The sequence below is a fragment of the Rhizobium cerradonense genome (genome assembly GCF_030182455.1).
GTDB lineage: Bacteria > Pseudomonadota > Alphaproteobacteria > Rhizobiales > Rhizobiaceae > Rhizobium.
Map to the genome: position 1 here is coordinate 485,733 of NZ_JAQJCK010000004.1, position 24,939 is coordinate 510,671.

27 protein-coding genes and 1 tRNA gene are annotated in these 24,939 nt (G+C 60.2%); 12 read left to right on the plus strand and 16 right to left on the minus strand.

The window, feature by feature from the left end:
- Nucleotides 1-28 precede the first annotated feature (28 nt).
- The 5 genes from PH547_RS12970 to PH547_RS12990 all read right to left on the minus strand — a co-directional run bounded on the left by PH547_RS12970 (nt 29) and on the right by PH547_RS12990 (nt 3,132).
- On the minus strand, nt 29-541 hold the full coding sequence (locus PH547_RS12970) for a EutP/PduV family microcompartment system protein (protein ID WP_285168393.1): 513 nt from the start codon (nt 539-541) through the stop codon (nt 29-31).
- Nucleotides 542-622: 81 nt separating this feature from the next.
- On the minus strand, nt 623-937 hold the full coding sequence (locus tag PH547_RS12975; RefSeq protein WP_283047723.1) for a BrnA antitoxin family protein: 315 nt from the start codon (nt 935-937) through the stop codon (nt 623-625).
- Nucleotides 931-1,182, minus strand: a complete 252-nt coding sequence (locus PH547_RS12980; RefSeq protein WP_285168395.1) for a BrnT family toxin — start codon at nt 1,180-1,182, stop codon at nt 931-933. Before PH547_RS12980 ends, PH547_RS12975 begins: the two co-directional genes overlap by 7 nt.
- A 594-nt stretch (nt 1,183-1,776) precedes the next feature.
- A tRNA-Arg gene (locus PH547_RS12985) sits at nt 1,777-1,853 on the minus strand.
- Between the two features lie 118 nt (nt 1,854-1,971).
- Complete coding sequence (locus PH547_RS12990) at nt 1,972-3,132, minus strand: M20 aminoacylase family protein (protein ID WP_285168396.1); 1,161 nt, start codon at nt 3,130-3,132, stop codon at nt 1,972-1,974.
- Nucleotides 3,133-3,349: 217 nt separating this feature from the next.
- Between PH547_RS12990 and PH547_RS12995 the strand changes: the two genes are divergently transcribed.
- A complete protein-coding gene (locus PH547_RS12995) occupies nt 3,350-4,516 on the plus strand; it encodes a D-alanyl-D-alanine carboxypeptidase family protein (RefSeq protein ID WP_483315541.1) in 1,167 nt (388 codons plus the stop codon).
- 13 nt (nt 4,517-4,529) lie between these two features.
- Nucleotides 4,530-5,717: a CobW family GTP-binding protein gene (locus tag PH547_RS13000; protein WP_285168399.1), complete on the plus strand. Its 1,188-nt coding sequence runs from the start codon at nt 4,530-4,532 to the stop codon at nt 5,715-5,717.
- A gap of 221 nt (nt 5,718-5,938) precedes the next feature.
- Here PH547_RS13000 and PH547_RS13005 read toward each other — a convergent pair whose 3' ends face one another.
- The 5 genes from PH547_RS13005 to PH547_RS13025 form a co-directional block, all read right to left on the minus strand.
- Nucleotides 5,939-6,172 (minus strand): sulfurtransferase TusA family protein, encoded by a 234-nt coding sequence (locus tag PH547_RS13005; RefSeq protein ID WP_283047718.1) that lies wholly within the window; start codon nt 6,170-6,172, stop codon nt 5,939-5,941.
- The gene (locus tag PH547_RS13010) at nt 6,165-7,442 is read right to left on the minus strand and encodes a L,D-transpeptidase family protein (protein WP_283047717.1); all 1,278 of its coding nucleotides are present in this window, start codon (nt 7,440-7,442) and stop codon (nt 6,165-6,167) included. Before PH547_RS13010 ends, PH547_RS13005 begins: the two co-directional genes overlap by 8 nt.
- Nucleotides 7,443-7,673: 231 nt before the next feature.
- Nucleotides 7,674-8,627 (minus strand): acetyl-CoA carboxylase carboxyltransferase subunit alpha, encoded by a 954-nt coding sequence (locus PH547_RS13015; RefSeq protein ID WP_285168402.1) that lies wholly within the window; start codon nt 8,625-8,627, stop codon nt 7,674-7,676.
- 63 nt (nt 8,628-8,690) lie between these two features.
- Nucleotides 8,691-9,647, minus strand: coding sequence for a site-specific tyrosine recombinase XerD (gene xerD / locus PH547_RS13020; RefSeq protein WP_285168403.1), 957 nt, complete (start codon nt 9,645-9,647; stop codon nt 8,691-8,693).
- Between the two features lie 14 nt (nt 9,648-9,661).
- Nucleotides 9,662-9,829 (minus strand): hypothetical protein, encoded by a 168-nt coding sequence (locus tag PH547_RS13025; RefSeq protein ID WP_028754795.1) that lies wholly within the window; start codon nt 9,827-9,829, stop codon nt 9,662-9,664.
- A gap of 160 nt (nt 9,830-9,989) precedes the next feature.
- Between PH547_RS13025 and PH547_RS13030 the strand changes: the two genes are divergently transcribed.
- The 3 genes from PH547_RS13030 to PH547_RS13040 are packed head-to-tail and all read left to right on the plus strand — an operon-like array spanning nt 9,990 to nt 13,017.
- Nucleotides 9,990-10,580: a shikimate kinase gene (locus tag PH547_RS13030; RefSeq protein WP_104825234.1), complete on the plus strand. Its 591-nt coding sequence runs from the start codon at nt 9,990-9,992 to the stop codon at nt 10,578-10,580.
- Entirely contained in the window at nt 10,577-11,710 is a 1,134-nt protein-coding gene (aroB, locus tag PH547_RS13035; protein WP_104824545.1) for a 3-dehydroquinate synthase, read from the plus strand. The genes PH547_RS13030 and aroB overlap by 4 nt, the downstream gene beginning before the upstream one ends.
- On the plus strand, nt 11,707-13,017 hold the full coding sequence (locus tag PH547_RS13040) for an HlyC/CorC family transporter (RefSeq protein ID WP_104824544.1): 1,311 nt from the start codon (nt 11,707-11,709) through the stop codon (nt 13,015-13,017). The genes aroB and PH547_RS13040 overlap by 4 nt, the downstream gene beginning before the upstream one ends.
- 4 nt (nt 13,018-13,021) lie before the next feature.
- On the opposite strand, the gene PH547_RS13045 is transcribed toward PH547_RS13040, so the two are convergent.
- A complete protein-coding gene (locus PH547_RS13045; protein ID WP_104824543.1) occupies nt 13,022-13,309 on the minus strand; it encodes a BolA family protein in 288 nt (95 codons plus the stop codon).
- Nucleotides 13,310-13,414: 105 nt separating this feature from the next.
- Between PH547_RS13045 and PH547_RS13050 the strand changes: the two genes are divergently transcribed.
- The 4 genes from PH547_RS13050 (at nt 13,415) to PH547_RS13065 (ending at nt 18,448) form a co-directional block, all read left to right on the plus strand.
- Nucleotides 13,415-14,035, plus strand: coding sequence for a J domain-containing protein (locus PH547_RS13050; protein WP_104824542.1), 621 nt, complete (start codon nt 13,415-13,417; stop codon nt 14,033-14,035).
- Nucleotides 14,036-14,344: 309 nt separating this feature from the next.
- Nucleotides 14,345-15,334 (plus strand): cobaltochelatase subunit CobS, encoded by a 990-nt coding sequence (gene cobS / locus PH547_RS13055; protein WP_104824541.1) that lies wholly within the window; start codon nt 14,345-14,347, stop codon nt 15,332-15,334.
- Nucleotides 15,335-15,352: 18 nt separating this feature from the next.
- Entirely contained in the window at nt 15,353-17,245 is a 1,893-nt protein-coding gene (cobT, locus tag PH547_RS13060) for a cobaltochelatase subunit CobT (RefSeq protein ID WP_104824540.1), read from the plus strand.
- A gap of 186 nt (nt 17,246-17,431) precedes the next feature.
- On the plus strand, nt 17,432-18,448 hold the full coding sequence (locus tag PH547_RS13065) for an esterase-like activity of phytase family protein (RefSeq protein WP_104824539.1): 1,017 nt from the start codon (nt 17,432-17,434) through the stop codon (nt 18,446-18,448).
- Between the two features lie 47 nt (nt 18,449-18,495).
- Here the strand turns inward: PH547_RS13065 and PH547_RS13070 are convergent, their stop codons facing one another.
- Both PH547_RS13070 and rpmB read right to left on the minus strand, forming a co-directional pair.
- A complete protein-coding gene (locus PH547_RS13070; RefSeq protein ID WP_104824538.1) occupies nt 18,496-19,131 on the minus strand; it encodes a queuosine precursor transporter in 636 nt (211 codons plus the stop codon).
- 117 nt (nt 19,132-19,248) lie between these two features.
- Nucleotides 19,249-19,551, minus strand: a complete 303-nt coding sequence (gene rpmB / locus PH547_RS13075; protein WP_104824537.1) for a 50S ribosomal protein L28 — start codon at nt 19,549-19,551, stop codon at nt 19,249-19,251.
- A gap of 237 nt (nt 19,552-19,788) precedes the next feature.
- Between rpmB and PH547_RS13080 the strand changes: the two genes are divergently transcribed.
- Nucleotides 19,789-20,565: a DUF3108 domain-containing protein gene (locus PH547_RS13080; protein WP_104824536.1), complete on the plus strand. Its 777-nt coding sequence runs from the start codon at nt 19,789-19,791 to the stop codon at nt 20,563-20,565.
- A 49-nt stretch (nt 20,566-20,614) separates the two neighbouring features.
- Nucleotides 20,615-21,514, plus strand: a complete 900-nt coding sequence (gene yddG / locus PH547_RS13085) for an aromatic amino acid exporter YddG (protein ID WP_260303177.1) — start codon at nt 20,615-20,617, stop codon at nt 21,512-21,514.
- A 21-nt stretch (nt 21,515-21,535) separates the two neighbouring features.
- Here yddG and PH547_RS13090 read toward each other — a convergent pair whose 3' ends face one another.
- The 3 genes from PH547_RS13090 to gloB all read right to left on the minus strand — a co-directional run bounded on the left by PH547_RS13090 (nt 21,536) and on the right by gloB (nt 24,018).
- Nucleotides 21,536-22,690 (minus strand): esterase, encoded by a 1,155-nt coding sequence (locus PH547_RS13090; protein WP_104824534.1) that lies wholly within the window; start codon nt 22,688-22,690, stop codon nt 21,536-21,538.
- Nucleotides 22,691-22,822: 132 nt separating this feature from the next.
- Nucleotides 22,823-23,248, minus strand: a complete 426-nt coding sequence (locus PH547_RS13095; protein WP_104824533.1) for a cupin domain-containing protein — start codon at nt 23,246-23,248, stop codon at nt 22,823-22,825.
- Nucleotides 23,248-24,018 (minus strand): hydroxyacylglutathione hydrolase, encoded by a 771-nt coding sequence (gene gloB, locus PH547_RS13100; protein ID WP_104824532.1) that lies wholly within the window; start codon nt 24,016-24,018, stop codon nt 23,248-23,250. The genes PH547_RS13095 and gloB overlap by 1 nt, the downstream gene beginning before the upstream one ends.
- A 53-nt stretch (nt 24,019-24,071) precedes the next feature.
- On the opposite strand from gloB, the gene PH547_RS13105 reads away from it, so the two are divergent.
- Nucleotides 24,072-24,851, plus strand: a complete 780-nt coding sequence (locus PH547_RS13105; protein ID WP_104825233.1) for a class I SAM-dependent methyltransferase — start codon at nt 24,072-24,074, stop codon at nt 24,849-24,851.
- Nucleotides 24,852-24,939 lie beyond the last annotated feature (88 nt).

Genomic DNA, 24,939 nt, shown 5'->3' on the forward strand with positions numbered 1-24,939 from the left:
ACAACAGGGTTGGGGGACGCGCTGTTGCCTATCTTGGGTTGGCAGCGAACTCAGCAAGCTCTTTCGGTGATCGAATGTGGATGATCCGTGCGTGGCCGCGGTGAGCTTCGATTGCGGCAAGCAGTTTTGGACGCATTTCCCGATGCAGCCACCACATCATTTTGAAGAGACGAATAGTAACCGGAAACATCGGGCATCCGTCAGGTCCATCCGGGCGGCCACGGAATAAAGACTTCACCTGGCGTTTGGTGGCCCACCAGTAATGAATCCATATCGGGTGATCCACGAAAACAATCGTATCGGCCATATCCATGCGACGTTGAACGGATTCCCACGGCCCGTAGCCATCAATCAGCCACCGTTCTTGCGAAAACCAGGCTTCATGAGACGCCGCAAATTCCAACTTGGGCGTCTGGACCCAATTCGGTTTCCACTGAATCTTGTCGATTGCGAAATAAGGCAATGCATGTACAGCGCTCAATGCCCTGCACATCGTCGACTTTCCGCCGCCCGCATTGCCGATCACCATCACCCGCGTCATGTATGAAAGATAGCCTCATAGGGCATCGAGGCAAAGGCTGCTGTGGTCGTTTTAGCAGGGGGCCCAGGTTCGAGATGAGGCTTATTTGAGCCCAGCAGCCTTGCGTAGCGCCTGCGTCATATCACTTCGCCAATCCTTTCCCTTGGACTGGAATTGCTCAAGGACATCCGGATCTATTCGCAGGGTGACGGCGACTTTCGGTGCATCCATTTTTGGCCGCCCTCTGGCGCGCTTGATGCTTCCCATCAGATCCGGAAAGGCTTCTGCGAAGGGTTTCGCCTGAGCAAGTTGCTCATCCGTTGCTTCTGGAGCATCTGGATCGGACGCGATCATCTTTTGAATTTCGGCTTCTTCTCTCTCATTTAGAGGGCGCCGCGAAGAGAACTTCGTCACCATAAGAGCTTCCTTTCCTTGCGGCTTGCGGGGCGCATCGAAATGACCGAGATGGCTTCTGAGCCAAGCGGCTTGAATACGACGGCTGCAACGATTTGCCCGTCCAATTCACCGATGGCCATGGAGCGGCCATCATTCGCGGAAACGACGATAGAACCTGCGAAGAATTCAATATCGAGATCGGCGAAGTCCAGGCCATGCTTGGCCAGGTTTGTTTCGCGCTTCAGCTCGTCCCAGATAATCTCCATATAATTTTCGTACACGGAAATTCAATGGGCAGCAAGAATATTCGTACACGAAAAATGGAATAACCATGCACCTGACGATGCACTCATAAGCCGCTCCAAGCGAGTCAGGCGAACGGATTGTGGGATGTGCGTGCCTATCTTGGAGTGGCGGCGATGGCGATATCGGGAGGTTGCCGTTTGTCTTCAGCATAACCACATTTCCAGCGCTGCCGCTCTTATTCTCAATGATTCTTACAAGCCGCAGACGCTGAGGGACAGAATGCTAAGAATTTTGACGATCGTCTTTCGGTGCATCTGGGCGTTCGCAATAACTGCTATCGCTATAGGCATAGGTGCGGCATATGGTTGGGAAAAGCATGGTCTGGTTGCGGCCATCGCGCTTGGATTTGTTGGTTTCGTGGTTAGCTGGCCCGCCGCATACTCACCCGCAGCGTTCTTTGAATTGCTCTTTCAACTGTTGGGCGAATTGCTAATGAATCTAATTTGATGACGCTCGATCGTGATGCTGTCGTCGACAGGGTGAACAAAGTGGAAGCGAGGGTTGTCACCGTTCAAAGCGAGGAGCCGGAATGAACCTAAGCCTTTGAAAACCAATGGTGATCCCGACGCGATTCGAACGCGTGACCCTCAGATTAGGAATCTGATGCTCTATCCTGCTGAGCTACGGGACCACTGACATTGATCCATACAAAAGCAAGGGCCTGAAGCCAAGCTCTTTTACGTCCTGGAGACAATCTGCTTTTGCTTGTCCGTGCGCCACAGTCAGGCGCACGGAGAGATGGTGGCGGCTCAGGCGTTCAGGCGCTGTTCGGCAAGCCGGACCCAATAGGAAATGCCGTGGGCGATGGCTTCGTCGTTGAAGTCGTAGGCCGGGTTGTGCAGGCCGGCGGTCTCGCCGTTGCCGACGAAGATGAAGGCGCCGGGGCGGGCGTTCAGCATGTAGGAAAAATCCTCGCCGCCCATCATGGGATCGATGTTGGGGATGACGTTGGCAGTACCCGCAATGTCGCGTGCGGCGGCAATCGCGTGCTCGGTCTCGTCGGCGTGGTTGACGGTGACCGGATAGTTGCGGTGGAACTGGATATCCGCCTCCGCGTCGTGGCTGGCGGCGATGCCGCTGACGATTTGCCGGAAGCGGCGTTCGGCGAGGTCGCGGATCTCGGCGTCGAGCGTGCGCACGGTGCCGACGAAGCTGGCGTCGTTCGGAATGACGTTATAGGCGTTGCCGGCATTGAACTTGGTGACCGAGACGACCACCGATTTCAGCGGATTGGCGCTGCGTGAGGCGATGAGCTGCAGGTTGGTGATGATCTGCGCGCCGATGGCGATGGGGTCGATCGTCGTGTGCGGCATGGCGGCGTGGCCGCCGCGCCCCTTGATGGTGACGGTGAACTCGTCGGTCGCCGCCATGATCGCGCCCTTGCGGATGGCGAACTGGCCGACCGGCAGGCCCGGCAGATTGTGCATGCCGTAGACTTCCTCGATGCGGAAGCGCTCCATCATGCCGTCCTTGACCATGGCGTCGCCGCCGGCGCCGCCTTCTTCGGCCGGCTGGAAGATCACGGCGATGTTGCCGTTGAAATTGCGGGTCTCGGCGAGATATTTCGCGGCGCCCAGCAGCATGGCGGTGTGGCCGTCATGGCCGCAGGCATGCATCTTGCCGGGTGTCTCGGAAGCCCAGGGCTTGCCGGTGATTTCGGTGAGCGGCAGCGCGTCCATGTCGGCGCGCAGGCCGACGGTGCGGCCTTCGCCTTTGCCGCGAATAAGGCCGACGACGCCGGTACGGCCGATGCCGGTGACGATTTCGTCGACGCCGAATGCCTTGAGCTTTTCGGCGACGAAGGCGGCGGTGTTTTCCACCGCATACATGAGCTCAGGCCTTGTATGGATATAGCGGCGCCATTCCGTCACTTCGTCCTGGAGTTCGGCGGCTCTGTTCAAAATCGGCATGCTGATTTTTCCTGCTGCTCAATATCGGATTCGGGTCTAGCAATTTCATCCGGCACACAGTCCTCCACATCACATCGCACTTTTTGATGCAGCACATGTGATCACAAGGCTGTGATCGGCTGGCAATAAACTCGTCAATCGCCTTTGCCTTCTCTTAGCCATATAGGTTAAATAGGGGGAGCTTTCGAGAAAATTCCGGACTTCTGAAGGATAGACCGTGCTGACGAAGCAGAATCGTTTGTATGCCGCCCTGCGGCTGGTTCCCATGGCCGCAGCCGCATCCATGCTTTTCCTGTCGACTGCGCATGTGGCCGAGGCCAATCCGCATATTCTCGTCGATGTCAGCACCGGCCGCGTGCTCGATCATGAAGACGCCTTCCGCAAGTGGTACCCGGCCTCGCTGACCAAGCTGATGACGGTCTATGTCGCTTTCCGCGCCCTCCAGTCCGGCCAGGTCACGCTCGACACGCCCGTCGTCATGTCGAAGCTTTCGTCTTCGCAGCCGCCGGCGAAGATGTATTTCAAGCCGGGGCAGAAGCTGACGCTCGACAATGCGCTGAAGATGATGCTGATCAAATCCGCCAATGACCTTGCCATGGCGATCGCCGAGACGGTTGGCGGTTCTGAGCCGGGCTTCGTCGCGCGCATGAATGCGGAAGCCGTCCGCCTCGGAATGCGTGACACGCATTTCATCAATCCCAACGGCCTGCCCGGCAAGGGTCAGTACACGACGGCGCGCGATCTTGCCGTTGTCAGCGTGGCACTACGCCGCGAGTTCCCGCAATATGCCGGCTATTTCTCGCTGGAAGGCTTCACCAACGGCGTCAAGCAGGTGCAGAACATCAACATGCTCATCGGCCGCTTCGATGGCGCCGACGGCATGAAGACCGGCTTCATATGCGCTTCCGGCTTCAACCAGATCGCCTCGGCCACCCGCAACGGCCGCACGCTGGTCTCCGTCGTTCTCGGCACCGACAGCCTTGCCGCACGCGCCGATGATTCCGCCAATTTCCTGGAAAAGGGTTTTGAGAACCAGTTCTCCGGGCGGGACACGCTGGCGAGCCTGCAGCCCTATGGAACGGGCCAAGACGAAGTTGCCGACATCACCGCCGATATTTGCAGCGCCAAGGGCGCACAACATCGAAGCGAAACCCGCGATCCCACCGGCCGCACGAAGGTGCAGTCGCCCTACATCCATGAAATGGATCACGAGCCGAATTTCGTCTATGCCGGCCTGATCGGCGGTCAGGACGTTGCGACCGCGAGCAAGGGCGACAAGGACGATGTGACGGCAAAGGGCGATAAGGCCGTGAAGGGCGACAAGATTGCCGCCACGGGCGATGTCACCGGCATACCCATTCCCATGCCGCGTCCCACTTACTGATCGGACCTGAACCATGAGCGTTCCGCAGGAGAGGGTGCCGGTTTCGATCCTGACCGGTTTTCTCGGAGCCGGTAAATCGACATTGCTGAACCGCATCCTCAAGGATCCGGAGATGCGGGACGCCGCAGTCATCATCAACGAATTCGGCGATGTCGGCATCGACCACCTGCTGGTCGAAAGCTCCGGCGATTCCATCATCGAGCTCTCCGATGGCTGCCTCTGCTGCACGGTGCGCGGCGAGCTGGTGGATACGCTCGCCAATCTGATGGACGCCATGCAGACCGGCCGGATCCGCCCGCTGAAGCGCGTCGTCGTCGAAACGACCGGCCTTGCCGATCCGGCGCCGGTGATGCAGTCGATCATGGGCAATCCGATCATCGCCGCCAATTTCGATCTGGATGGCGTGATCACCATCGTCGATGCGGTCAATGGCTTGCAGACGCTCGACAACCACGAAGAGGCGCGCAAGCAGGTGGCGGTCGCCGACCGGCTGATCGTCTCCAAGACCGGCCTGGAAGGCGCTGCTTCCGTCGACATGCTGGAGAGCCGGTTGCGGGCGCTCAATCCGCGGGCGCAGATCTTGAACGCCGACAGCAACGAGGCGGGCCGCGCCGCCATTCTCGTCAACGGCCTTTACGATCCGGCCTCCAAGATCGCCGACGTTGGCCGTTGGCTGCGAGACGAGCTTGAGGCCGATGATGACCATGATCATCATCACGACCATGAGCACGACCACCATCATCACGAGGGGCACGGCCATCACCACCATGGCCACCATCATCATGGCCATCGGCATCAGCACGCCCATAATGTGAACCGTCACGACGAGTCGATCCGCTCTTTCTCGATCGTCGAGAGCCAACCGATCGATCCGATCGCGCTGGAAATGTTCATCGACCTCCTACGTTCCGCGCATGGCGAAAAGCTGCTGCGGATGAAGGCGATCGTTGCCATGTCCGACAGGCCGGAGCGTCCGGTCGTGCTGCATGGCGTGCAGAATATCTTCCACCCGCCGGTGCGCCTGCCCGCCTGGCCCAATCCCGAAGACCGGCGCACGCGCATGGTGATCATCACCAAGGATCTGCCCGAAGATTTCGTGAAGGGCTTGTTCGACGCGTTCCTGAGCAAGCCACGCGTCGATACGCCGGATCGCGCCGCACTTCAGGACAATCCGCTGGCCGTACCGGGGATGCGATTTTAGTTTCACCCCGATGAGATCAAGCAACCCGCCTCGCCCTTCGAGGCCCCTGTGGGCCACCTCAGGGTGAGCCTGATCTGTGGGCATTGCCGCCCATAATCAGAGTGCAGTGTCAGGTGTGCCCAAGGAAAGCCGGACTCCCCCCATCCTCATGGTGAGGTGGGAGGCCTGAGCTTGTCGAAGGGCGACCCTCGAACCACGAGGATGGCCCTGACTGCGAACGATCAACCCTTGCGAATAATGAAGCGATGACCGCTGTCGGTCTTCTCGCTTGTGAGCAAGGTATGGCCTTGCTCGTTGCAGAGATGGGGAATGTCGATAACAGCAAGCGGGTCCGTCGTCTCCACCGTCAAAACCGCGCCGCTCGACATGCCGCGCAGGCGCTTTTCCGTTTTGATCGCCGGATACGGGCATTTCAGCCCGCGCAGATCGTAAACCGCGTTGGTCGGGCTATTCACTCTTGGCCCAGAACTTCCAGAAGGGCGGCTTCTTGGCCGGCTCGGTCTGTGCGGTTTCGACGGGCGGGGGTGCATAGGCGAGCGGATTGACCATGGGGTTTGCCGTCGGGATCGGCACGTTCACCGGCACGGCCGTGGCGACCACGGGGCCGCCGGCCGGAGCCGCCGGCTGCGCGGCAAGGCCGTTACCGGCCACGCGGATGCTTGCGGTCGTCGGATTGGCGACGGTGGTGCCGCGGGCAACCTGCTGTGCCGACTGATTGGACATCATCGTCTCCAGATCGGCCACTTTCATCATCTTGCCGGCCGCAAGCGCGGTGCCGGTCGGGGCATAGGCGAGATCGTGGCCCTTGCGCTGCTTGGCGACGATAGCCTTGCGTTCGGCTTCGGTCGGGTCATACCAGGCCATGCCGTCATATTTCTTCAGAGCGGCGCTGTAGTCGGCGTCATACTGCTTGTCGTGGCTCAGCAGCGCGGTCTGCAGGGCCGGCGGGGTGGTCATGACGGGGCATTTGCCACCGGCGTTGAAGGGGCCGGTGGCCTGCTGGTTGAAGACGTATTTCTTCTCGCAGACCTCAACTTCCGGCGGACGCTTCGTCACTTCGAAATTGTCGTAGCCGACCTTCAGCATCTTCCAGAATTCGATATTGGGGCTGAGGCGATGCTTGACCATGTTTTCCGCGGTCATGCGGAAGGGGAAGGCCTCGAGTTGGATCGCCTTCTGGCCGCCTTTGAACGCGTCGCGCGCGAAGGCATAGATTTCCAGCACCTGCTGGTCGGTCATCGAATAGCAGCCCGATGACGAGCAGGCGCCATGGATCATCAGATTGGCGCCGCTGCGTCCATTGGCCGCGTCATAACGGTTCGGAAAACCGGTGTTGATGGCGAGATAATATTTGGAATTCGGATTGAGGTTGGCCGGCGTCAGCATGTAGAAGCCTTCCGGCGCTTGCCGGTCGCCTTCCTTCACCTTCGGGCCAAGACGGCCAGACCAGGCGCAGATCTTGTAATCGGCGATGACCTCGAAGCGATTGCTCTGGTTCGCCTTGAGGATCTCCATCACGCCTTCTTCCTTGAAGATGCGGATCATGATCGGCGAATTGCGGTCCATGCCCTTTTTCGTCATGTCGGCAAGGATGTGGCTCGGAAGCGGCTGCTCGACCTTGTTTTTCACCGTCGACAGGTCGACCGACGCCGATTCCAGCGTGTCGTTACAGCCGGCGAGAGCCAGCGCCATCAGGGAAACATAGGCGAGGTGACGGAAGCGCATTCTGACTTAGCCCATAGACACGAAGAGCGGCTGCACGATCTGTTTCGCCGCCCCCAATCGAAACATGAAACAGAATCATAGACGGCTTATACTTGACAATTCCTTACCAGCCTATGACGCGCCCGCGGCATGGCCGCAAGCTTTTCTTTGTCATAAGCGTTTCGATAACAAGAATGTGGCCAAGATTTGGCCTCATTCCCGTTTTGAGAGATCACGAGTCTCTAACTGAAGTTAGAGATTGCGACCCATATTGAGGAATTTTTGGCGGCGGTCGCTGCGCAATTGTTCGCCCGAACGGCTGGAGAGTTCGCCAAGCGCGTTGGAAATCATGTCGCCCGTTGCCGCGATCACGGTCTGCGGATCGCGATGCGCGCCGCCGAGCGGTTCGGGGATAATGCCGTCGATGATGCCGAGTCCCTTCAGATCCTCGGCGGTGATTTTCATGTTGGTGGCGGCTTCCTTGGCGCGGGTGGAATCGCGCCAGAGGATCGAGGCGGCACCTTCGGGTGAAATCACGCTGTAGATCGAATGTTCGAGCATATAAACGCGGTTGCCGGTGGCAATCGCGATCGCGCCGCCGGAGCCGCCTTCGCCGATGACGACGGAGATGATCGGCACCTTGACGCCCAGGCACATTTCCGTGGAGCGGGCAATTGCTTCCGCCTGGCCGCGCTCTTCGGCGCCGACGCCGGGATAGGCGCCGGCCGTGTCGACCAGGGTAACAACCGGCAATCCGAAGCGATCGGCCATTTCCAGGATGCGGATCGCCTTGCGGTAGCCCTCGGGACGGGCGCTGCCGAAATTGTGCTTCAGGCGCGTCTTGGTGTCATTGCCCTTTTCCTGGCCGATGATGGCGATCGGCTGGCCGCGGAAACGGGCAAAGCCCGCTTGGATGGCGGCATCCTCGGAAAACTTGCGGTCGCCGGCGAGCGGCGTGAATTCCGTAAACAGCGCGCCGGCATAATCGACGAAATGCGGGCGCTGCGGATGACGGGCGACCTGCGTCTTCTGCCAGGCATTGAGCTTCGAATAGATATCGGCCATGGCTTCGCGGACGCGAATTTCGAGCCGGCCGACTTCGTCGGACGTATCGATGCTCTCGTCTTCGCTTGCCAGTTTCTTCAGCTCGTGAATCTTGCCTTCGAGATCCGAGATGGGTTTTTCGAAGTCGAGATAATTGTGCATGAGGTGCGTTTCCGATCCTTTTGCCCGTGACGAGAGACGGCACGTATAGCCTGTGTGCCGGTCCTATTCCCGTTTTTTGGCCTGTTTGGCAAGGGGGTGATGCGTTTGCACCAGTTGGTGAAGCCGTTCTTCCAGCACATGTGTGTAGATTTGTGTGGTCGAAATGTCGGAATGGCCAAGAAGTTCCTGCACCACACGGAGGTCCGCGCCATTGGCGAGCAAGTGGCTGGCGAAGGCATGGCGCATGACATGCGGTGAGATCAACGAGGGCGTCAGCCCGGCGCGAATGGCAAGATCCTTCAAATCCCGCGCAAAGACCTGGCGCGGCAGATAGCCCTGCTTGGAGGCCGCGGGGAAGAGCCATGGGCTTTCTGGAGCGGGCTGCTTGGCCTTTGCCGCCTCCAGCGCCTGTCGGCGGCCATAGGTCTTCAGCGCAGCGATCGCCGATTGCGACAGCGGCACCAGCCGCTCCTTGTTGCCCTTGCCGCGGATCATCAGGAAGCGCCCTTCCTGGTCCAGGACTTTCGCCGGCAGGGAAACGAGTTCGCTGACGCGCATGCCGGTGGCATAGAGCAGCTCCAGCAGAACCAGCATGCGTAGATGCTGCAATTGATCCGGGCCTTCGACGGCCGCTTCCTGTTCGGCCTGGGCGAGAAGGCGCGTCACCTCGTCGACACCCATGGTCTTCGGCAGGGCGCGGCCTTTCTTCGGCGCGTCGAGAATGCCGGTGGGATCATCGGTGCGCAGACCCTCGGCATAGAGAAATTTATAGAACTGGCGCATGGCCGACAGGCGGCGGGCCTGCGACGACGGCTTGAAGCCCTGGCGGGAAAGACCGGAGAGATAGGCGCCGAGATCGTTCGATGCCGCTTCCGTCAGGCGGACGTTGCGCTCGGACAAAAAGGAATGGAGATCGTCGAGGTCGCGCTCGTAGGACTGCAGCGTGTTGACCGCCGCGCCGCGTTCGGCGCTCATCATTTCGAGGAAGGCTTCCATATGGACGCGGCTCAGGTCCTTCACGGCAAACTCCGCGCTCACGGCTTCACCGAGCCGGTCGCTGGCGGGTTGACGCGCTCAGACGGTATGCGGATCGTCACATCGCGCGGCTGCGGATCGACGAAGAGCACAAGGGCCCACATTGCTCCATAGACCGATCCGGCGATCACCGCACAGATGACAAGGAAGCGAAACAGGGTCGGCATTCAGAAACTCTCCTCGTCCCAATCATTGGTCCGACGCTATACTGTAATCATATCCGACAAGCGTTAGCCGAAGGATATTGCAGACATGTTTATGTTGCGGCGTCTTGACGCTACAGGCGCATTTGACGATACCGTTTCCAAACAAATTGTGAATGGGCCGATGAGTGAACAAGTACTGACCCTTGCAGAAAGCCTTAGAGACAGAGCGCGTGCCGTATTGGGTACGCGCAATCTTGTCCTCGTCGGGTTGATGGGGGCCGGAAAATCCTCGGTCGGCCGGCTGGTCGCGCATCAGCTCGGCATTCCCTTCGTCGATACGGATATCGAGATCGAGCGCGTGTCGCGCATGACGATCGCCGAGCTGTTCGAGGCCTACGGCGAAGACGAATTCCGGGCGCTGGAGACGCGGGTGATCAAGCGGCTGCTTAAGGGCGGCCCTCGCGTCGTTTCCACCGGCGGCGGCGCCTTCATCAACGACCGCACGCGCCGGCACGTCAAACGCAGCGGCCTGTCGGTCTGGCTGAAAGCCGATCTCGACGTGCTCTGGGAGCGGGTCAACAAGCGCGATACGCGACCGCTGCTTAAAACCGAAAATCCGAAGCAGACCCTCGAAAAGCTGATGAATGCGCGCTATCCGATCTATGCGGAAGCCGATCTCACGGTTTTGTCCCGCGATGTGGGCAAGGAAGTTATGGTCAAGGAAGTCCTTGCTGCCATCGTCGAGGGGAAAGAAGAAAGCAAGACACCATGAATGCGATCCCATCGGCATCGGCCGAGCGTCTCGTCCGCGTGCCCCTCGGCGAGCGCGCCTATGACATTCTGATCGGCCCTGGCCTGATTGCGCGCGCCGGCAAGGAAATCGCAGCAAGGCTGAAGGGCCGCAGAGCGGCTGTCATTACGGACGAAAATGTCGCGCCGCTCTATCTCGATGCCCTGATTGCGAGCCTTCAAGAAGCCGGTATTCAGCCGTCGAAGCTGGTGCTGCCGGCCGGCGAGAAGACCAAGAGCTTCGAGCATCTGATGGCCGTCTGCGATGCCGTGCTGACCGCCCGTGTCGAGCGCAACGATGCCGTCATCGCGCTTGGCGGAGGCGTGATCGGCGATCTCGCCGGCTTTGCTGCCGGCATCGTGCGCCGCGGCGTTCGTTTCGTGCAGGTGCCGACATCGCTGCTGTCGCAGGTGGATTCTTCTGTCGGCGGCAAGACCGGCATCAACACCCATCACGGCAAGAACCTTGTCGGCGTCTTCCACCAGCCCGATCTCGTGCTCGCCGACACCGACGTGCTGAATACGCTCAGCGAACGAGAATTCCGCGCCGGCTATGCCGAGGTTGCCAAATACGGCCTGATTGACAAGCCGGATTTCTTCGCCTGGCTGGAGGCCAACTGGAAAGAGGTGTTCTCCGGCGGCGAGGCGCGAATAGAGGCGATTGCTGCGAGCTGCCAGGCAAAATCCGACGTCGTCGTTGCCGACGAGCGCGAAAACGGTCCGCGGGCGCTGCTCAATCTCGGCCACACCTTTGGCCATGCCTTGGAGGCGGCCACCGCCTATGACAGCCGGCGGCTGGTGCATGGCGAGGGTGTTTCGATCGGCATGGTGTTGGCGCACGAGTTTTCTTCGCGCCTCAATCTGGCGAGCCCCGACGACGCGAACCGAGTCGAGACGCACCTGAAGGCGGTCGGCCTGCCGACGCGGATGGGCGACATTCCGGGCGAGCTGCCGCCGGCCGAGGTACTGATGGACGCGATAGCCCAGGACAAGAAGGTCAAGAGCGGCAAGCTAACCTTCATCCTGACCCGCGGCATCGGGCAATCCTTCGTCGCCGATGACGTTCCTTCCTCCGAAGTTCTCAGTTTCCTAAGGGAAAAACATCCGCAATGACGGTCGAAAGCACCCTGGCTGTTCTGTGGGAATATTGGCCCGAGATCATCTCGATCATCGCGCTGGTGCTGCTTTCGGCCTTTTTCGCCGGCTCGGAGACGGCGCTGACGGCGGCTTCGCGTAGCCGCATCCACACGTTGGAAGCCAACGGTGACAGCCGCGCCGGCATCGTGCGGCTGCTGATCGAGCGTCGCGACCGGTTGATCGGCGCGCTGCTGATCGGCAACAATCTCGCCAACATTCTGTCGTCGTCGCTTGCGACCAGCTTGTTCCTTGGCCTGTTCGGCAACTCCGGTGTGGCGATCGCCACTGCCGCCATGACAGTCATCCTTGTCATTTTCGCCGAGGTTCTGCCGAAGAGCTGGGCCATTGCGACGCCGGACCGCTTCGCGCTGAATGTCGCCGGTGCGATACGTCTCTTCGTCATCGTCGTCGGGCCGGTGTCGAGCGTCGTCAACGCCATCGTGCGTCAGATACTGAGCATCTTCGGTGTCAATCTCTCCAGGGAAGTGTCGATGCTGTCGGCGTATGACGAATTGCGCGGCGCCGTCGATCTGCTGCATCGCGAAGGTTCGGTGGTCAAGGCGGACCGCGACCGGCTGGGCGGTGTGCTCGATCTCGGCGAGCTGGAGCTTTCCGACATCATGGTCCATCGCACGGCAATGCGCGCCATCAATGCCGACGATCCGCCGGAAGTCGTGGTGAGGGCTATTCTCGACAGCCCCTATACGCGCATGCCGCTCTGGCGCGGTACGATCGACAACATCATCGGCGTCGTGCATGCCAAGGATCTGTTGAGGGCGCTGGCGGAGCGGAATGTCGAGCCAGAAAACCTCGATATCGTCAAGATCGCCCAGAAGCCCTGGTTCGTGCCCGACAGCACCAATCTCGAAGATCAGCTCAATGCCTTCCTGCGCCGCAAGCAGCATTTCGCCGTCGTCGTCGACGAATATGGCGAAGTGCAGGGCATCGTCACCCTGGAGGATATTCTGGAGGAGATCGTCGGCGATATTGCCGACGAGCACGATCTCGATATTCAGGGCGTGCGGCAGGAGGCCGATGGTTCGATCGTCGTCGATGGCGTCGTGCCGATTCGCGATCTGAACCGCGCCCTCGATTGGGATCTGCCGGACGAGGAGGCAACGACGATCGCCGGCCTCGTCATTCACGAATCAATGACCATTCCGGAAGAGCGCCAGGCGTTCACCTTCTACGGCAAGCGCTTCATCGTCATGAAGCGGGAGAAGAACCGCATCACCAAGATCAGGATCAGGCCAGCGGAAACGGAAGAGGGGAAGCCGGAGTAGCTGGTTACCACCGCACCGCTTCGCCCGGTGCTGCCGGCTCCACGGCCAGGGCATGGAGGCCGGCATCGAGTTCCGGCTTCAAAAGCTCGGTTATTGCCCTATGGCGGGCAAGGCGTGTCATGCCGGCGAACTTGGCGGAGACGATGCGAACCCTTATATGAGTTTCGCCCGTTCCGGTCATATCGGGCTGATGGCCGGCATGCATATGGCTTTCGTTGATGACAGCGAGACGCTCGGGCGCGAAGGCGTCGTTGAGCTTTTTCTCAATGCGGGATTGAAGCGTCGTTTCCATATTCCCGCCGTCACCTCGTTCGCGAAAAAGGTTTCACAAAGCCTGCAACATTCCCATTTGTCAATTCTTGTTGTGGGGTGGCTGAGGCCCCATAATTAGGGCGCCATGAGACTCGATTCAAAATATTTCGATCGCATTCGAACCCGCCGCAAGCGCGAGCCGGAGGCCGAACAGGCTCCGCCGACGTGCCAATGGGACGGCTGCGACAAAAAGGGTACGCATCGTGCGCCGGTCGGGCGCAATGCGGAAGGGCAGTTCTTTTTGTTCTGCTTCGAGCACGTCAAAGATTACAACAAGGGCTACAATTATTTCTCCGGCCTCTCGGACGGTGAGATCGCGCGTTACCAGAAGGAAGCCATCACCGGTCATCGCCCGACCTGGACCGTCGGCGTCAATAAGTCGGCCCGCAACAGCCCGCTGCAATCCGACATCCGCTCCGGTTCCTATTCCCGCGTTCGCGATCCCTTCGGTTTCGTCAAGGACGGGCAGGGGCAGGGACGCGGTCCGCGCTTCCCCCAGGAGCGCAAGTTGAAGACGCTCGAGGCGAAAGCCTTCGACACGATGGGGCTGGGTGCCAATGCCACCAGCGCCGAGATCAAGAGCCGTTACAAGGAACTGGTGAAAAAGCACCATCCGGACGCCAACGGCGGCGATCGCGGCTCGGAGGAACGGTTTCGCGCGGTCATTCAGGCCTATCAATTGTTGAAGCAGAACGGTTTTTGTTAATTCCTGTCCTTGCTCTCCGTCTTCAATCAGGTATGGTCCAAATCGGCTGAGGCCGCAGGCGACTGCGGCAAGGTGCGCTTTTGGCTGGCTGCACCTCGGTCAACTTTCCGGGCGCGGCGTTTCTTGTCCGGGACTCAGTTCCAGAATGCTCGTAAGCGATCATTTCATCGCGCCGAGGTTTCGCTTCAGTCCCGGAGAAGTATCGCCGATGTCCCGACCGGACGGATGCGGACAATAAGCTGCGGCGTCACGGATGAAAAAAGCTGAGATTGATATGGCTGGGTGACAGTCGCCCGCCTTGGAGACATGATGAGCAAGATTGACCTTGATATTTCCGAGCTTCCCGACACGACCGTTTCGGTCCGTGAAGTCTTTGGAATCGATTCCGATATCCGCGTTCCGGCGTACAGCAAGGGCGATGCCTATGTGCCCGACCTCGACACCGACTATCTGTTCGATCGCGAGACGACGCTCGCCATCCTCGCCGGCTTTGCCCATAACCGCCGCGTGATGATCTCCGGCTATCACGGCACCGGCAAGTCCTCGCATATCGAGCAGGTCGCAGCCCGCCTTAACTGGCCATGCGTGCGTATCAACCTCGACAGCCATGTCAGCCGTATCGACCTCGTCGGCAAGGATGCCATCGTCGTCAAGGACGGCCTGCAGGTCACCGAATTCAAGGACGGCATTCTGCCCTGGGCCTATCAGCACAATGTCGCGCTCGTCTTCGACGAATACGATGCCGGCCGCCCGGATGTCATGTTCGTCATCCAGCGCGTGCTGGAATCGTCCGGCCGCCTGACGCTGCTCGACCAGAGCCGTGTTATCCGTCCTCACCCGGCCTTCCGCCTGTTTGCGACCGCCAACACCATCGGTCTCGGCGATACGACGGGCCTCTATCACGGCACGCAGCAGATCAACCAGGCGCAGATGGACCGCTGGTCGATCGTGACGACGCTGAACTACCTGCCGCACAACAACGAAGTCGATATCGTGCTGGCGAAGGTAAAGTCTTTCCGCACGGAGAAAGGCCGCGATACCGTGTCCAAGATGGTGCGCGTCGCCGATTTGACCCGCGCGGCCTTCATGAACGGCGATCTTTCCACCGTCATGAGCCCGCGTACGGTCATCACCTGGGCGGAAAATGCGGAAATCTTCGGCGATGTCGCCTTTGCCTTCCGTGTGACCTTCCTCAACAAGTGCGATGAGCTGGAGCGGCCGCTGGTCGCCGAGCAATATCAGCGCGCTTTCGGCGTCGAGCTGAAGGAAAGCGCCGCCAACATCGTGCTCGAAGCCTAAGAGAAGAGCCAGCAAGTCATGGCAGGTCGCGGAGACAATTCCAAAGCGAAGCCGGGCGCTCCGGTGGACATGGAGCCGTTGCGTCGGGCGATTACCGGCTGCGTGCGCTCGATCGCCGGCGATGCCGAGGTCGAAGTGGCCTTCGCCAACGAACGCCCGGGGATGACGGGCGAGCGCATTCGCCTGCCGGAGCTTTCGAAGCGGCCGACGGCGCATGAGCTGGCGGTGACGCGCGGCCTTGGCGATTCCATGGCGCTGAGGCTTGCCTGCCACGACGCCCGCGTCCACGCCACCATGGCGCCGCAGGGCGCCGAGGCGCGCTCCATCTTCGATGCCGTCGAACAGGCCCGCGTGGAATCGATCGGGGCATTGCGCATGAGCGGCATGGCGGCCAACCTCAATTCGATGAATTCGGAGAAATACGCCAAGGCGAATTTCTCCGGTATCGAGCGGCAGGAAGACGCGCCGATCGGCGAGGCCATGGCGATGATCGTGCGCGAGAAGCTGACCGGTCAGCGGCCGCCGGAAAGCGCCGGCAAGGTGCTCGACCTCTGGCGTCCTTTTATCGAGGACAAGACCGGCGGCGAACTCGACAATCTGCTTTCTGCCATCAACGACCAGCAGAGCTTCGCCCGCGTCGTCCGCAATATGCTCACGGCCATGGACATGGCCGAGGAATACGGCGACGAGGACATGGAGCCGGATTCCGATGAGGAGTCTGCCGAGGAGGACAAGCCGAGCGGCGAAGATCAGGATGATCAGGACGTCGAGAGCGACGACGGTTCCGACTCCGCGCCTGCCGAGGACAGCGAAGCTTCCGATGAGCAGATGGACGACGGCGAGATGGATGGCGCCGAAATCTCCGACGACGACATGAGCGAAGAGGGCGAAGAGGATTCGGAAACGCCGGGAGAGACCCGCCGTCCGAATACGCCCTTCGCCGACTTCAACGAAAAGGTCGACTACCACGTCTTCACCGAGGAGTTCGACGAGACGACCACGGCGCAGGAACTCTGCGACACGGTGGAGCTCGAGCGCCTGCGTGCCTTCCTCGACAAGCAGCTCGCGCATCTTCAGGGCGCCGTAGGGCGGCTTGCGAACCGCCTGCAGCGCCGGCTGATGGCGCAGCAGAACCGCGCCTGGGATTTCGACCTGGAAGAGGGGTATCTCGATCCGGCGCGCCTGACGCGCCTGATCATCGATCCGATGCAGGCGCTCTCCTTCAAGATGGAGCGCGACACGCAATTCCGCGATACGGTCGTGACTCTGCTGATCGACAATTCCGGTTCCATGCGCGGCCGGCCGATTACCGTCGCCGCGACCTGCGCTGATATTCTGGCGCGCACGCTGGAACGCTGTGGTGTCAAGGTCGAAATCCTCGGCTTTACCACCAAGGCCTGGAAGGGCGGACAGGCACGCGAGAAATGGCTCGCCGGCGGCAAGCCGCAGACGCCCGGCCGGCTCAACGATCTCCGCCACATCATCTACAAATCGGCCGACGAGCCCTACCGACGGGCGAGAACCAATCTCGGCCTGATGATGCGCGAAGGCCTGCTCAAGGAAAATATCGACGGCGAGGCGCTGATCTGGGCCCATAACCGCCTGCTCGGCCGCCGCGAGCAGCGCCGCATCCTGATGATGATCTCGGACGGCGCGCCGGTCGATGATTCGACGCTGTCGGTTAATCCGGGCAACTATCTGGAGCGGCACCTGCGCGCCGTGATCGAGCAGATCGAGACGCGGTCGCCCGTGGAGCTGCTGGCAATCGGCATTGGCCATGATGTCACTCGCTATTATCGCCGCGCCGTGACGATCGTCGATGCCGACGAGTTGGCTGGCGCCATGACCGAACAGCTCGCATCGCTGTTTGAGGATCAGGCCAGCCTGCCGCGTATGCGTCGCGCAAGCTGAACAGCCTATAGTCCAACCTGTATCGGCCTTCCGGCCGGTGCTTCCGCCGATTTTCCGCCTAGAGCTGTTCATCGCTTCACGGAATCGCTGAACTGCTCCATCTCTTTGTTTTAACGCAATTCCGGACGGAAAACCGCTACGCACTTTTCCTGGAATTGCTCTAGTTGCAAGGCCCCGTGAGAGCCCATGAAACGCCTTTGCCGCGCGACCATGCTTGTGATGCTGCTCGCCGGCTGCGGCTCTATGGATACGTCGGAAGGTGGGCCGGCGGAAATACACGCGACGGCGATAACGGCATTCAAGCCCGGTTCCGAACAGACACGGTTCGGTGCGCTCGAATTTCTCGGCGGTCTTGAACTCAGCTCCGGCAACGCACTTCTCGGCGCCCTCTCCGCCATCCGCTTCCGTCCTGATCAGCGTCATTTCGTTTCGGTCCTGGATACCGGTCATTGGCTGACGGGGGCCATCGAGCGCGATGAGGACGGCAGGCTGAGGCGCATTGTCGATGCCCACATCATGCCGATGATCGATCGCTTCGGCGAGACGGATGCCGGCAAAGGCGCGATGGATGCGGAAGGGCTGGCGCTGCGGGGAAACCATGTGCTCGTCAGCTATGAGCAGAATCATCGCGTCGACACCTATCCCGATCCTGGTTTCGAGACTTCTCCGCCCGACGGCAGCGTTCCGATCCTAATTCCGAAGAAACTATTGCGCGGCAACCGCAGCCTGGAAGCCCTGATGACTGCACCGCAATCGAGCCCGCTTGCGGGAGCAGCGGTGATCGTCGCGGAGCGCAGCCTGGACGATCAGGGGAACATGCTGGCGGCGATTCTGGACGGACCGTTGAAGGGCCGCTTTACCGTGCGCCATTACGACGATTTCGACGCCAGCGACGGTGTTTTCCTACCCGACGGCGATCTACTGCTGCTGGAGCGGCGCTTCGATCTGGCGCACGGTATCGGCGTACGTATCCGCCGCATCGCGGGCGGCGATATCAAGCCGGGCGCGGTCGTCGACGGCAACGTCATCTTCCAGGCAGGGTCCAATCTGCAGATCGACAATATGGAAGGACTGGACGCCTTCCGCGCCGCCGATGGCGCGATCCACCTGATCATGGTCTCCGACGACAATCATTCGATCCTGCAGCGAAGCCTGATGCTGGAATTCCGGCTGAGGGATGAGAAGCTGGTCAGCCAGAAATGAGAAAGCCCGCGACTTGCGGGCTTTCATGAAATCGCATGGGTAGCTGTTTACGCGGCGCGGACCGGCTGCGTCGGCTTCAACACGTTCATCAGCGCGCCATAGGGCAGCAGCATGACCAAGCCGACGGTCATCTTCACCGAGAAATCGCCGATCGCCCAGGAAATCCAGCGCGGCGCCGAGGTCGAGAAAGTGCCGAGAATTGGCGCCCAGTCGATTGCGAAGGGATCGTTGGGGCCGAAGAAGACGAAGAAGGGCGCGAAGGCGAAGGAGAAGAACATCACCGTGTCCAGCATCGAGCCGATCAGCGAACCGAACAGCGGCGCGCGCCACCAGGCCATACGGCGCAGGCGGTTGAAGACCGAGATATCGAGAAGCTGGCCAGCGAGATAGGCTGAGCCGGAGGCGATCGCGATACGCGGCTGTGCGGTGAAGAAAGATAGCGTAACGCCGACGACGAAGCCGGCGAAGACCACCTTGCGCGCGGCCTTCGGCCCGAACTGGCGGTTGGTCAGGTCGGTGATCAGGAAGGCGACGGGATAGGTGAAAGCGCCCCAGGTCAGGATGTCGGCGAGATTGATACCGGCGAGCTCAGCCTGCAGCGGATACTGCACGAGGATGTTGGAGGCGACGACGACGAGCGTCATCAGCAGAACGTAGACAAGCGTATAGCGTGACGTCAGCATTTTTTTATCCTGGGTGATGCCACCAGTTCGAGGAACAAACCGGGCATGGAAAAAGGCTTGTCCGGAGGTTATCCGTGCAAGCCTTTCAGCCCGTATTATTTCTAGAAGCGCGGAAGCTTAGGCTGCTACGGCAGCAGCTTCAGCGGTCTTCTTGACGATCTGGCGACGCAGCAGGCGGGCGCGCATGCTGAGCTCGTTTTCGCTTGCCTTGATCAGGAAAGCGTCGAGACCGCCGCGATGCTCGACCGAGCGGAGTGCTGCAGCGGAAACGCGCAGACGATAACGCTGGCCAAGAACGTCAGAAATCAGCGTGACCTGGCAGAGGTTCGGCAGGAACCGACGCTTGGTCTTGTTGTTGGCGTGGCTGACATTGTTGCCCACGAGGACGGCCTTGCCGGTCAATTCGCACATGCGGGACATAGTACACCTACTTTTGTTTTTCTTGGCCATCGGATAGTCATCCCGGGCAAAACCCGGCGCGCAATCCAACAGGCCATAATTGGAAAGTTGCGGTTCTATAGTCAGAGCGACCGGCTACGTCAAGCCAAACCTTGAGCTTTCCCGCAATTCCGTCAAAAAGCTGCTGTTTTCTGATTGTCGCAGCAAGGGCATAAAGCGCCTATATATGCTGTCTGCTCTTTGTTGAAGGCTTTGGTCATGGTTCATTTTGGAAGGTGGCTTTTTGTTTCGGCCCTGCTGGCGTCGATGCCCTTGGCGGCATCGGCCGAGGAACTGCGGCATGAAACACAGTATCGCGTGTCGCTCGCCGGTTTTCCGATCGCGAGGGCGGATTTCAAGACCGAGGTCAAGGATAAGCAGTTTACCATCCGGGGCGATATTACGTCGGCGGGCCTTGCCGATCTCGTCACGTCGATCGATGCGAAAACCGATGTGACCGGCACGGTCGGCGATAACAAGCTGCAGGCGACGCATTACACTCTCTATTACAAGAGCGGAAAGAAGGAACGCACCTATGATGTCGCCTATACCGATGGCAATGTGACGTCGAATACGATCACGCCGGAGCCGAAGCGGCCGCAAAGCTGGATTCCGCTCAGCAACGGAGATCTGCACTCGGTACTCGATCCGATTTCCGGCATGATCTTTCCAGCGACCGCCAATCTCAACCTCTGCAATCAGACCTTGCCTGTCTTCGACGGCGAGATGCGCATGGATCTGAAACTGTCGCCGAAGGGATCGCACCCGTTTTCGACGGATGGTTTCAAGGGCAAGACGATTGCCTGTGGCGTACGCTTCACGCCGAAGAGCGGCTATAAGGGAACGCGCAAGGATTATCTCTATCTCGCCAAGAGCGACGGCATGGAGATCTGGTTTGCCAAGGCTGATGCCATGAATGTATATGCGCCTGTCTACGTCCGTATCCCGACGCAATACGGGACGGTGACGATTACTGCCGTGAAATACGGTAGCTAGACGGGCTTTCGATTCGGAAAGAGCCCGCGGCGACAGACTGGGGGCCGACTTGAAGTTTCGCGCAACATTGACGGGATTTGCGGCCATCGTGATGTGGTCGTTTCTGGCCTTGCTGACGGTGGCATCGGGTAAGATGCCGCCGTTTCAATTGCTCGCCATCTGTTTCGCCATCGGCAGCATCCCCGGCATCGTTGTTCTCGCCTTGAGGCCGGAGCGCCTGCAGTTGCTGCGCCAGCCGGCCAAGGTCTGGATCACCGGCATCGCCGGGCTGTTCGGCTATCATTTCCTCTATTTCACCGCGCTGCGCCATGCGCCGGCGGTCGAGGCGGGGCTGATCGCCTATCTCTGGCCGTTGCTGATCGTGGTCGGCTCGGCGCTCCTGCCGGGCGAGCGGCTGCGCTGGTACCATATCGTCGGCGCGCTGATGGGTCTTGCTGGCACGGTGCTGATCGTCGGCCGCAACGGGTTTCACTTCGAGGGTGCCCATGCCATCGGCTACGGTGCGGCATTTCTCTGCGCCTTCACCTGGTCCGGCTATTCGTTGATCACCCGCCGGTTCGAGGCGGTATCGACCGATGTCGTCACTATCTTCTGTCTGGTGACATCAGCCCTTTCCCTCGTCTGCCATCTTGGCCTGGAGGATACGATCTGGCCGGAAGCGGCGTCGCAATGGATTGCGGTATTCGGGCTCGGGCTTTTTCCGGTAGGCGCTGCCTTCTATGCCTGGGATTACGGCGTCAAAAACGGCGATATCCAGATTCTCGGCGCGGCGAGCTATGCTGCACCGCTGCTCTCGACGCTGATCCTCACTTTGTTCGGCTTTGCCGAACCTAGCTGGAGCATCGCGCTTGCCTGCATTCTGGTCACCGGCGGGGCGGTGCTGGCAGCGCACAGGATGATCCTGCGCCGGGACAATACCGGCCCGGCACAGGCGGAAGCGGCGCAATAGCTCCGCTCCGGTCGTTGCCGCCTATTCCTTGAAGACTTTTTGCAGGAATGCGATCAGCGACGGCCGCCAGACATCCATCTCATGCCCGAGGTCCGGGTATTCTTGATAGTCGTGTTTGATTTTCTTCTCTTCGAGCATCGCCTTCAGGCCGGCGACGTCCTTGCCGACGACCTGGTCCTTGCTTCCAACCGTCACCGTGAAGTTGCGTAGCTTGTTGACCTTGTCAGGGCCGCTCAAAGCTGCGTCAACGGCCTTGTTCGACACGGTGGTCGTGCTCACCCCGCTGAAGGTCGCGACCCAGCCGAAGGTGCCGAGATGCGAGAGGCCGGAAACGAGCGCCTGGTATCCGCCCTGCGACAGGCCGGCGACCGCACGTCCGTCAGCATCGCTGCGCACCTGGTAATGGTTTTTCATATAGGGGATGAGATCCTCGATGAGTTCTCGATCCGCTGCTTCGGCATTTGCCGGATAGAAGTTTTTCCGGCGTTCGGCGGCGGGGAAATTCTCCGCAACCGCATCCGGCACGTCGGTTTCCGTGTCCGGAATGACGACGATCATCGGCTCGATCTTCTTTTCCGCCAGCAGATTGTCGAGAATCTGGGGTGCCCGTCCCTGCGCAATCCAGGATGCGGCCGTGTCGCCGAAGCCGTGATAGAGATAGAGCACGGGTAGTGGCTTCGTCGGATTGCTATAGCCGGGCGGTGTGTAGACATACATCTGGCGCTCCGAATCGAGCGCTTTGGAATGTAGTGTCACCAATCGCAGGTCGCCGTGCGGAACATTGCGAATATCGAGGATGCTGCCGGGCACGAGGATGAGGCTGGTATTCACCTGCCGCTGCGGCTTGGGCGAATTTGTGCCGGGATCGATGCTGCGAAAGCCGTCGACGTTGAAATAGTATTCATAGAGGTTGGGCTTCGTCGGCTCGGTCTTGGCAGCCCATATGCCGTCATCGCCGCGTTGCAGCGCGATCGGATTGTGCGAGCCGAGAACGACGGTGACGGCTTTTGCCGAAGGAGCGTAGAGGCGGAAGGTGATCGATCCGTCTTTGCCGACGGAGGTGACGAATTCCTTCAGCGGACGTTCCGCCGGCGGTGCGGCGGGAGCGTCAAGGGCAGCGGCGGGAAGGCTCATGACACAGCCCGCCAGAACAAACACGGGGAACAACAAGCGCACGAAAAAATCTCCTCCACATCAACCAATTTCTCTCTCCCCGTGTAAAGCTGCGGCAGTGCGAAGGTTTTTCAAGGCGGCTGTCCGCAAAGCAGCCACCTTGGGTCGTACGTGATATCAAAGAACGGGAAAAGTTCAGTCTGATGAAGGCTTCCAGCCGGGAGCGGCCATTTCGAAGCTGGAAAATTCGAAGCCCGGCGCGACCGTGCAGCCGACGAGGGTGAAATCGCCGAGAGTTTCGGCCGCCTGCCACCAATCGGCGGGGATGATCGCCTGCGGACGCTCGCCTTTTGCGAGGTCGACGCCGAGGACGATCGTCTCGCTCGTTTTGCCGTCGGCGGAGCGATACAGCGCAAGCGGTGCGCCGGCATAGTAGTGCCAGACCTCCGCGGCGTCGCGCACCCGATGCCAATGCGAGCGTTCGCCCGCCTGTAGCAGATAGTAGATCGCGGTCGAATGGCCGCGGTTGCCGCCATGCTCGTCGCGGAACGTCTGTACATACCAGCCGCCTTCCGGATGCGGCTGCATGGAAAGTGCCTCGATGATCTCTTCCGGCCGCATCAGAAATTGTCCTTGCGCTTGCGGATTTCGGCAAAGACTTCCTCGTTGCTGCGGCTTTCCATCAGCAGATTCCTGCGGATCGATGGATCGGCGGCGCGCAGGAAGGGATTGGTTTCTTTCTCCAGCGCGAGCGTCGTCGGAATGGTGAATTTGCCTTCGGCCCTCAGCGCCTCGATATCGGCGGCGCGCGCCTTCAGCCTTTCATTGTCGGGATCGATGGTAACGGCAAAGCGGGCGTTGGACAGCGTATATTCATGGCCGAAATAGATTGCCGTTTCGTCCGGCAATACGGCGAGCTTCTGGAGGGATGCCCACATATCCGCCGCCGGCCGCTCGAACAGCCGGCCGCAGCCGAGCGCAAAGAGCGTGTCGGCGGCAAAAAGCAGCTTGTCATCCTCGAAGTGGTAACAGACATGACCAGCCGTATGGCCCGGTGTCTCGATGACGTTGACGGTATGATCGCCGAACTCGAAGGTGTCACCGTCGCTGACGGCGCGGTCGAGGCCGGGAATGGCGACTGCTTCATTGATCGGGCCGATGATTTCGCAGCCGAATTGCTCCTTCAGCGCCAGATTGCCCTCGACATGATCGGTGTGGTGATGGGTGGTGAGGATGTGGGTGATCGTCCAGCCCCGACGCTTGGCGGCCGCCAGGATAGGCTCTGCTTCAGGCGCGTCGATCGACGCCGTGTAGCCGCTTTCTGGATCATGGACGAGCACGCCGAAATTGTCTGAGCGGCAGATAAATACCTCTAATTCCAAGGGTTTCATGGTCGAAATAGTCCTTATCGATGCGCTTGAATCGGAATGTAGGCGGTTCGGCCTTGAAGTCCAACGGGTGGCTGATAACATTTGTGGCGATGCACGCCGATATCGTCGATCTCCGCCAATTCTATCATTCCGAGCTTGGGCGCTTGGCCGAGCAGTCTATCGCCATGGCGCTTTCCTCGATCTGGTCGCGGCTGCCGGAAGAACGGCTTGTCGGCCTTGGCTATGCCGTTCCCTATCTCGATCGTTTCCGCGCCGACACCGAACGCACTTTCGCCTTCATGCCGGCCGGGCAGGGCGCCGTGAACTGGCCGGTGGATTCGGTTTCGGCGACAGCATTGATCTTCGACGAGGAATTGCCGCTGCCGGACAGTTCCATCGACCGGGTTCTGATGGTGCATTCGCTGGAATTCGCCGAAAGCCCGCGCGAGACGCTGAAGGAGCTTTGGCGCGTGCTGGCGCCTGGCGGCCGGCTCGTCATCGTCGTGCCGAACCGCACGGGCGTATGGGCGCGCATGGAGCATACACCCTTCGGCTCCGGTCGGCCCTATTCGCGAGGGCAGCTTACTTCACTGCTGCGAGAGACCAACTTTACGCCGGGTGCGACCGCCGAGGCGCTGTTCTTTCCGCCCTCGAAGCTGCGCACCGTCCTGCGGCTCAGACGCGCCTTCGAACGGATCGGGCGTACGCTCTGGCCGGCTTTTTCCGGCGTCATCATCGTCGAGGCGCAGAAGCGGCTTTACCAGGGCCTGCCGGTCGCCGTCCGCGCCTCGCGCCGCGTCTTCGTGCCGGTGCTGGCGCCGCGCGGCATACCGACGACGCGCGACGGTGCATGAGCAGGCTTGCCAACTGGCAAACACTCGACAAATTCGTCAATCCGCATTAATGCCACGAGATGTCTAAAGCCGGAATTTTCCGGCCCTT